Annotated in this window: 11 protein-coding genes; 5 read left to right on the top strand and 6 right to left on the bottom strand. The window is 54.8% G+C overall.

The window, feature by feature from the left end:
- A partial coding sequence (locus tag F9C28_RS20105; RefSeq protein ID WP_233148999.1) for a hypothetical protein occupies window positions 1-223 on the top strand: 223 nt, incomplete at its 5' end.
- Window positions 224-268: 45 nt separating this feature from the next.
- Entirely contained in the window at window positions 269-823 is a 555-nt protein-coding gene (locus F9C28_RS09135; RefSeq protein WP_199014909.1) for a gamma carbonic anhydrase family protein, read from the top strand.
- On the opposite strand, the gene F9C28_RS09130 is transcribed toward F9C28_RS09135, so the two are convergent.
- Genes F9C28_RS09130 through dprA form a run of 6 tightly spaced genes read right to left on the bottom strand, consistent with a single transcriptional unit; the run spans window position 799 to window position 4602 of the window.
- A complete protein-coding gene (locus F9C28_RS09130) occupies window positions 799-1056 on the bottom strand; it encodes a DUF1488 family protein (protein ID WP_199014908.1) in 258 nt (85 codons plus the stop codon). The two genes, F9C28_RS09135 and F9C28_RS09130, sit on opposite strands and share 25 nt — an antisense overlap.
- Entirely contained in the window at window positions 1053-1871 is an 819-nt protein-coding gene (gene aroE / locus F9C28_RS09125) for a shikimate dehydrogenase (RefSeq protein WP_199014907.1), read from the bottom strand. Before aroE ends, F9C28_RS09130 begins: the two co-directional genes overlap by 4 nt.
- 17 nt (window positions 1872-1888) lie before the next feature.
- Window positions 1889-2461 (bottom strand): L-threonylcarbamoyladenylate synthase type 1 TsaC, encoded by a 573-nt coding sequence (gene tsaC / locus F9C28_RS09120; protein ID WP_199014906.1) that lies wholly within the window; start codon window positions 2459-2461, stop codon window positions 1889-1891.
- Window positions 2454-3008: a DNA topoisomerase family protein gene (locus tag F9C28_RS09115; RefSeq protein ID WP_199014905.1), complete on the bottom strand. Its 555-nt coding sequence runs from the start codon at window positions 3006-3008 to the stop codon at window positions 2454-2456. Before F9C28_RS09115 ends, tsaC begins: the two co-directional genes overlap by 8 nt.
- Window positions 3009-3032: 24 nt before the next feature.
- Complete coding sequence (gene smg, locus F9C28_RS09110; protein WP_199014904.1) at window positions 3033-3506, bottom strand: DUF494 family protein Smg; 474 nt, start codon at window positions 3504-3506, stop codon at window positions 3033-3035.
- Entirely contained in the window at window positions 3478-4602 is a 1125-nt protein-coding gene (dprA, locus tag F9C28_RS09105; protein ID WP_199014903.1) for a DNA-protecting protein DprA, read from the bottom strand. The genes smg and dprA overlap by 29 nt, the downstream gene beginning before the upstream one ends.
- A 128-nt stretch (window positions 4603-4730) precedes the next feature.
- Here dprA and def point away from each other — a divergent pair, with 128 nt between their 5' ends.
- The 3 genes from def to rsmB all read left to right on the top strand — a co-directional run bounded on the left by def (window position 4731) and on the right by rsmB (window position 7571).
- Window positions 4731-5243 (top strand): peptide deformylase, encoded by a 513-nt coding sequence (gene def / locus F9C28_RS09100; RefSeq protein ID WP_199014902.1) that lies wholly within the window; start codon window positions 4731-4733, stop codon window positions 5241-5243.
- 21 nt (window positions 5244-5264) lie between these two features.
- On the top strand, window positions 5265-6212 hold the full coding sequence (gene fmt, locus F9C28_RS09095; RefSeq protein ID WP_199014901.1) for a methionyl-tRNA formyltransferase: 948 nt from the start codon (window positions 5265-5267) through the stop codon (window positions 6210-6212).
- 69 nt (window positions 6213-6281) lie between these two features.
- Window positions 6282-7571 (top strand): 16S rRNA (cytosine(967)-C(5))-methyltransferase RsmB, encoded by a 1290-nt coding sequence (rsmB, locus tag F9C28_RS09090; RefSeq protein WP_199014900.1) that lies wholly within the window; start codon window positions 6282-6284, stop codon window positions 7569-7571.
- The last annotated feature ends 1 nt before the right edge of the window (window position 7572 follow it).

Genomic DNA, 7572 nt, shown 5'->3' with positions numbered 1-7572 from the left:
AGAGTCAACCCTTAATTCAGGATTTTCTCTTCAATCTTCACCGCTGTTTGCCGTGACGTCTGTCACAAGCGCCGTGTCGATGGAGGCGCATTATAGGGATCCCGTTTTATTGCACAAGTGTTTTTTAGATCTTTTCTTTCGTTCGCTTAGTTTTTACGCATTACGCCGCAATCCTGTACTGTTCACCCCCTATATGCCCCTTTTCCCGCTTGCAGATGGTTAAAAAAACGACCAAAGTCTGTCTTTCTACTTTTCCCAGAGGTAAACCATGGCTGATGTATTGCGCCCTTATAAAGATCTTTTCCCCGCCGTCGGGCAGCAGGTGATGATCGATCCTTCCAGTGTGATTATTGGTGATGTCCGCCTGGCGGATGATGTCAGCATCTGGCCCCTGGTGGTGATCCGTGGGGACGTCAATTATGTGGCGGTGGGTGCCCGTACCAATATTCAGGACGGCAGTGTGCTGCATGTGACTCACAAGTCCACCAGCAACCCACAGGGAAACCCGCTGCTGATCGGCGAAGATGTTACCGTTGGCCATAAAGTGATGTTACACGGCTGCACCATTGGTAATCGTGTACTGGTCGGTATGGGATCGATCCTACTGGATGGCGCTATCATTGAAGATGACGTGATGATTGGCGCCGGTAGCCTGGTTCCCCAGCATAAGCGCCTGGAAAGTGGCTACCTCTATTTAGGCAGCCCGGTAAAACAGATTCGTCCACTTAAAGAAAGTGAACGGGAAGGACTTAAGTATTCCGCCAACAACTATGTGCGCTGGAAAGATGACTACCTGGATCAGGGGAGCCAGAGCCAGCCCTGATCGTCAAAAGCATCATCGGCAATCAGCGCTTCCGCTTCGTCCTCCAGATCCCAGCGACTGGCCCGGAATTGCGCCAGCCAGAATATGGGCGTCCCCTCCCCGAAGCGGCGAGTGAGTACAGCACCACTGACCGCACAGGTCAGTGGCATCCCATTAACCTGTACCGGGAAACAGAGCGCCTGGCGATCCGCATCCCAGCTTTCGTGATCCGGAAATAAAATGGCCTGATTCATGCGGTTAACTCATGCTGCAAACGCGCTACGACCGGGGCAATTTCCGGCATCACGCCGTGCCACAGTAATACTGCATGTGCGGCCTGGCCCACCAGCATGCCCAACCCATCGGCATAGTACTGCGCCCCCTGTTCACGACACCAGCGCAGAAATGGGGTGAGACCTTGCTGGTAGAACATGTCATAGCAGCGGACATCCGGGGCTATCAGCGAGGCGGGGATCGCCGGGATATCACCGGCAATACCACTGGATGTTGCATTGATGATCAAATCAAACGCTAATCCCGCCAGATCATCCAGCGCAGCAGCATTTACCTGCCCCGTGGTAGCAAAGGCCTGTGCCAGCGCCGCAGCCCGGGGGAAAGTACGATTGGTGATAGTAATGTCACAACCGGCAGATACCAGCGGTAACACAACGCCACGCGCGGCACCACCAGCTCCCACCAGCAATACCCGATAGCCCGGTTTAATTAATCCCCGGGACTCCAGATCACTGAGTAATCCAATACCGTCGGTATTATCCCCAAGTAACGTGCCGTCTTCCAGGCGCTTAAGGGTGTTGACCGCACCAGCTGCTCTGGCACGCTCTGTCAGGGTATCCGCCCGGTCAAAGGCCTGCTCTTTAAAAGGCACCGTGACATTCGCCCCCTGCCCGCCAGCAGCAAAAAACTGTTCCAGCGTGCTAACAAACTGATCTACCGGTGCCAGTACACGACCATACGAATGATCAATCTTCAGTTGCTCGGCGAACATCTGGTGGATCCGGGGCGATTTACTGTGGGCAATAGGATTACCAAAGACCGCGTATTTTTCCATCTGCTTATCCCCGCTTATTAACCCTGACGGAACTGCTCACCGGTGAGCGCATCCCGAATTTCAGAAGGGTTCTGCCGCCCACCGGTTGCACCATCAAGTACCGGGAAGTCACCACCGAACTGGGCATACACTTCCGCGGTCGTACGGCATGGCGGCTGGCCCGTTAAGTTAGCGCTGGTCGACACCAGGGGTTTACCAAACGCCTGGCATAATGCAATGACCAGGGGATGGTTAGTGACCCTTACCGCCAGTGAATCAAATTGCCCCGTTAGCCATCGCGGGGTATCTGGCCGCGCCGGAAACACAAAGGTCACCGGGCCAGGCCAGCAGTCAAAAATGGCGGCACGCTGCGCTTCTGTCAGCATGCTGTCATCAATATAAGGTTTTAGCTGCTCGAAACTGGCCGCGATAAGGATCAGGCCTTTTTCTACCGGACGCTGTTTAAGCGCCAGCAGTCGCATGACCGCCAGTTCACTATCAGGATCACAGCCAACACCAAATACAGCTTCGGTAGGATATGCGATGACGTCTTTATTATTCAGTACGCTGACTATCTCGGACAGTCGCGCTTCAGGCAGGTTATTATTCACTGGTTTGTTCCGCTGTTACCGGCTTTCCACATTGTTTACTGGCACAAAAACGCTTAACGCCCTGGGCCGTTTTCTTTTCAATTAGTAGCGGGTAGTGACATTCCGGGCACTCCCCCGCTACCGGGGTAAAATTGATCGCAAACTGGCATTCCGGGTAACGGTCGCAGGAGTGAAACGTTTTGCCATATCGGGAACGGCGCTGAATCAAATGGCCGGTCTGGCATTGAGGGCACTGGATAGCCGTTTCATCGGGTTTGTCGATCACGCCAGTATAGTCGCACTCAGGGTAACGGCTACAACCGATAAACATGCCGAACCGCCCCTGGCGCAACACCAGCGTTGCGTTGCATTCCGGGCATGTATGCCCGTCCAGCACTTTGATGATATGACCATCAGCCTGGGATTTTAGCGGGCGAATATAATCGCATTCAGGATATCGGGAGCACCCCAGAAACGGGCCGTGCTTACCGCTGCGGTAAGCCAGTTCAGCCCCGCACTGTGGGCAGGGCTCCTGGCGGCGTGTAGTAAAGAGGGACTCTTTGTTCATAGTAACTCTGGCAGCAACAATATATCAGTGCAGCATACCTTCATTAGCCTCAAAGAGTAATTCTTCCATTTGTTGATAAGCATTCTCGCAACCGGGAATATTGAACAGCACCATCAAAACGACCCATTTCAGGTCTTCCAGTTCAAACTCGTCAGTATCCAGCGCCAGAATACGCTCAATAACCATTTCCCGGGTATCGAGGTTTAACACCTGGATTTGTTCCAGGAACAATAAGAAACCGCGACAGCTGGCATCCAGACGCTGGCACTCTTCCTGGGTAAAAATCCGCATTGAGAGAGGATCGGCCGCCAGTTGCATCGGCGTCACCAGCCCTTCCTGGTAGTCGGCAAGTTTATCCAGCCACATTAACGCATTATAGATATCTTCCCGCTCGAATCCGGCATCGGTCAGATCATGAGTCAGCTTGTCCTGGTCTACGCGCATTTCAGTCTCGCTCTGGATCCAGGTTTCAAACAGATAGATTAGTACGTCGAACATGGCATGCCCTCCTTAATCGGACATAGCCGCCGGGTACAGCTGCGATCCACCCTGCTAACTCCAGCTCAAGTAGCTGCGCTACTGTGACTGACACAGGTTGGCCGGCACGTTCAGCGACGACGTCAACAGGTGTTACCTCATCTCCTACGTTAGCCAACAGCTTCGGAAATGGCAATGGAGAGGCAGGCGGATTTAGCGAATAATTAACCAATTCCGCAGGAAGGGACAAATGATGTAGCTCATTTGGTAAATGTTGATAGATATCGGCAGGTTCCGTTACCGGAATAGCGCCCTGTTTCAATAGCCAGTGCGGGCCCTCACTACCGGGTGCTCCCAGCGGGCCCGGTACCACGAAAACATCGCGCCCCTGCTCCAGGGCACAGCGCGCTGTCACCAGGGAACCACTGCGGATACCCGCTTCAACCACCAGAACCCCAAGGCTGAGGCCGCTGATAATACGATTACGCCGCGGAAAATTAGCCGCAACCGGGGGCGCCCCAAACGGAAACTCGGAGACAATCGCCCCGCCCCCGGCACAGATTTGCTCCGCCAGTTGCTGATGCCGCCGGGGATAATAGCCGGGTAAGCCATTCCCCAGCACCGCAATGGTTTTGCCGCCAGCCGCGAGGGCCCCGCGATGCGCCACCCCATCAATACCCAGCGCCAGACCACTGGTAATGGTAATACCGCTGGCGGCCAGAGCGCCGCTGAACAGGCCGCCCCACCGTTCCCCATACCAGCTTTTTTGCCGACTGCCGACAACCGCAATCTGTAGCGATGACAACAGCGCCGGATCGCCCACCACAAAAATTGCCCCGGGAAACCAGTCAATAGCGCGCAGACGACGTGGATACAGTGGATGATCGGCACAGATCAGATGGTGTTCCGGGTGTTCCAGCCAGCATAATGTGCGATCGATCTCTTCAGAAGAGTAGCCGTAAAAACGCGCCTTCTGCCCGGCAGAAAACCCGACACTTTGTATAGCTTTATCCAGTGGCTGCGCATGCTGGCTGACGCTAGTCACCACTTTCAACATCTTAGCGCCACTAAGCGACTGAACTGCCAGCAAGCGTAACCATAACTCGGTTAACTTCATGGTTTCTCCTTGCCATAAGCTATAAAAGCAATCTTTGCGATTGGTCACAGATGCTGTCAATCAAGCCTGGAAATGTCTAGAATAGAGTAAATAAAGATTCCATCATCTGAACACAGCTCGGGATAACTATGTCAGTATTGAACGTTTTACATTACCCGGACGAGCGACTCCGCACTATTGCTAAACCGGTCAAAGAAGTTAATGCAGAAATTCAGCGTATCGTCGATGATATGTTCGAAACGATGTACGACGAAGAAGGTATTGGCCTCGCGGCGACGCAAGTCGATATCCATCAGCGTATTATCGTGATTGATGTTTCAGAACATCACGATCAACAATTGGTGCTGATCAACCCGGAATTGCTGGATAAAAGCGGTGAGACCGGAATTGAAGAAGGCTGCCTTTCTATACCGGAACAGCGTGCGCTGGTTCCCCGGGCAGAAAAAGTGAAAATTCGCGCCCTCGACCGTGACGGCAACACATTCGAACTCGACGCTGATGGCCTGCTGGCGATCTGTATCCAGCATGAGATGGATCACCTGGTGGGTAAACTGTTTGTGGATTATCTGTCACCGCTGAAACGCCAGCGTATCCGCCAGAAGGTGGAAAAACTGGATCGTATGAAAGCGCGCGAGGCGTAGTCAGTCTCAAAAGGGATAACCGTGTCCGAACCATTACGTATTATTTTTGCCGGTACGCCGGATTTCGCAGCGCGTCATCTTGACGCGCTGTTGTCGTCTCATCACCAGGTTGTTGGCGTGTTTACCCAACCAGACCGCCCTGCGGGCCGTGGCAAAAAGTTAATGCCCAGCCCGGTCAAAGTGCTGGCCGAAGAAAAAGGCCTGCCGGTGTTTCAGCCCGCTTCACTGCGCCCGGAAGAGAATCAGCAGCTGGTTTCCAGCCTGAATGCTGACCTGATGGTGGTGGTAGCCTATGGCCTGATCCTGCCGAAAGCGGTACTGGATATGCCACGCCTCGGCTGTATTAACGTTCACGGCTCTCTGCTCCCCCGCTGGCGCGGCGCTGCCCCTATTCAACGTTCACTGTGGGCCGGGGATAGCGAAACCGGTGTCACCATCATGCAGATGGACGTCGGCCTGGATACCGGTGATATGCTGTATAAACTTGCCTGCCCGATTACCGCGCAGGACACCAGTGCCAGCCTGTACGACAAATTAGCCGGGCTCGGTCCTCAGGGGCTGCTGAGCACCCTGGAACAGCTGGCAGCCGGTACCGCCCGGCCAGAAGTCCAGGATGAAGCACAGGTGACGTATGCCGAAAAACTCAGCAAAGAAGAAGCCCGCCTCGACTGGGCACTCAGCGCAGCCCAGCTGGAACGCTGCATCCGGGCCTTTAACCCCTGGCCGGTGAGCTATTTCCTCATTGAGGATCAGCCGGTTAAAGTCTGGCAGGCGTCAGTCATTGCTGGCAGCACCACACAAGCCCCCGGCACGATTCTGGGGGCCGGGAAAGATGGCATTCAAATTGCCACCGCGGACGGTATCCTGAATATCGAGATGCTGCAGCCCGCCGGTAAGAAGCCAATGGCAGCCCGGGATCTGTTAAACTCTCGCAAAGACTGGTTCAGCCCCGGAAATCATCTGGCCTGAAACACCCACTTATTTCGCCCGGTTTAACCGGGCATTTTATTTATTACAGGTCCACACCCGACCGTGACTATGAAAAAAACCATAAACCTTCGCAGCCTCGCTGCCCAGGCCCTTGAGCAGGTCGTTGAAAAGGGTCAGTCACTCAGCGCGGTATTGCCGCCGCTCCAGCAAAAAGTGTCCGATAAAGATAAAGCCCTGTTGCAGGAGCTGTGTTTTGGGGTGCTGCGTACGTTGCCACGCCTTGAATGGCTGGTTGGCCAGCTGATGTCCCGCAAGATGACCGGCAAGCAGCGCACCGTCCATTACCTGATCCTGGTCGGGATCTATCAGTTGCTGTATACCCGTATCCCCGCCCATGCTGCGCTGGCAGAAACTGTCGAAGGGGCTGTTGCCATTAAACGCCCGGCCTTTAAAGGGCTGATTAACGGTGTACTGCGCCAGTTCCAGCGCCAGCAAGACGAGCTGCTGGCTGAAGCAGATAGCCAGGAGATCCGTTTTCTGCATCCCGGTTGGCTGCTAAAGCGCCTGCGCGCTGCTTATCCTGAGCAATGGGAAGCGGTGGTCGATGCCAATAATCAACGCCCGCCGATGTGGCTGCGCGTTAACCGCCAGCATCATACCCGGGAACAATGGCTGGCACTGCTCAGTGAAGCGGGCCATATCGGTTATCCGCACCCCGCATATCCGGACTCTGTACGCCTTGAATCCCCGCTGCCAGTTCACCAGTTACCGGGCTTTGAGCAAGGCTGGGTCACGGTACAGGATGCCTCAGCCCAGGGATGCGTAGATCTTCTTGATCCACAAAATGGCGACACGATCCTCGATCTGTGTGCTGCACCGGGCGGGAAAACCACCCATATTCTGGAAGCCGCACCACAGGCTAAGGTACTGGCGGTCGATGTCGATCCTCAGCGCCTGAAACGGGTATATGAAAACCTGGCCCGCCTCAATATGCAGGCTGACGTAAAATGCGGTGATGGCCGCTATCCTGATCAATGGTGCGGTGAGCAGATCTTTGACCGGATCCTGCTGGATGCCCCCTGCTCTGCCACTGGCGTGATCCGCCGCCACCCGGACATCAAGTGGCTGCGCCGCGATGCCGATATTGCCGAGCTGGCCCTGCTGCAAGGTGAGATCCTTGACGCTATCTGGCCGCATCTGAAAAGCGGCGGTACGCTGGTATATGCTACCTGTTCGATCCTGCCGGAAGAAAACAGCCAACAGATCGCGGCTTTCCTTGCCCGTCATCCGGAAGCTACACTAGTAGATACCGGCACGCCGGCCCAACCGGGGCGACAAAATCTCCCGGCGGCGGAAGAAGGTGATGGCTTCTTCTACGCGAAGCTCATCAAAGGCTGAG

Origin of the sequence: Shimwellia pseudoproteus, assembly GCF_016415625.1 — a bacterium.
Lineage (GTDB): Bacteria > Pseudomonadota > Gammaproteobacteria > Enterobacterales > Enterobacteriaceae > Shimwellia > Shimwellia pseudoproteus.
Note: the sequence above shows the minus strand (reverse complement) of the source record. Positions and strands in the feature narration are given on the sequence as shown.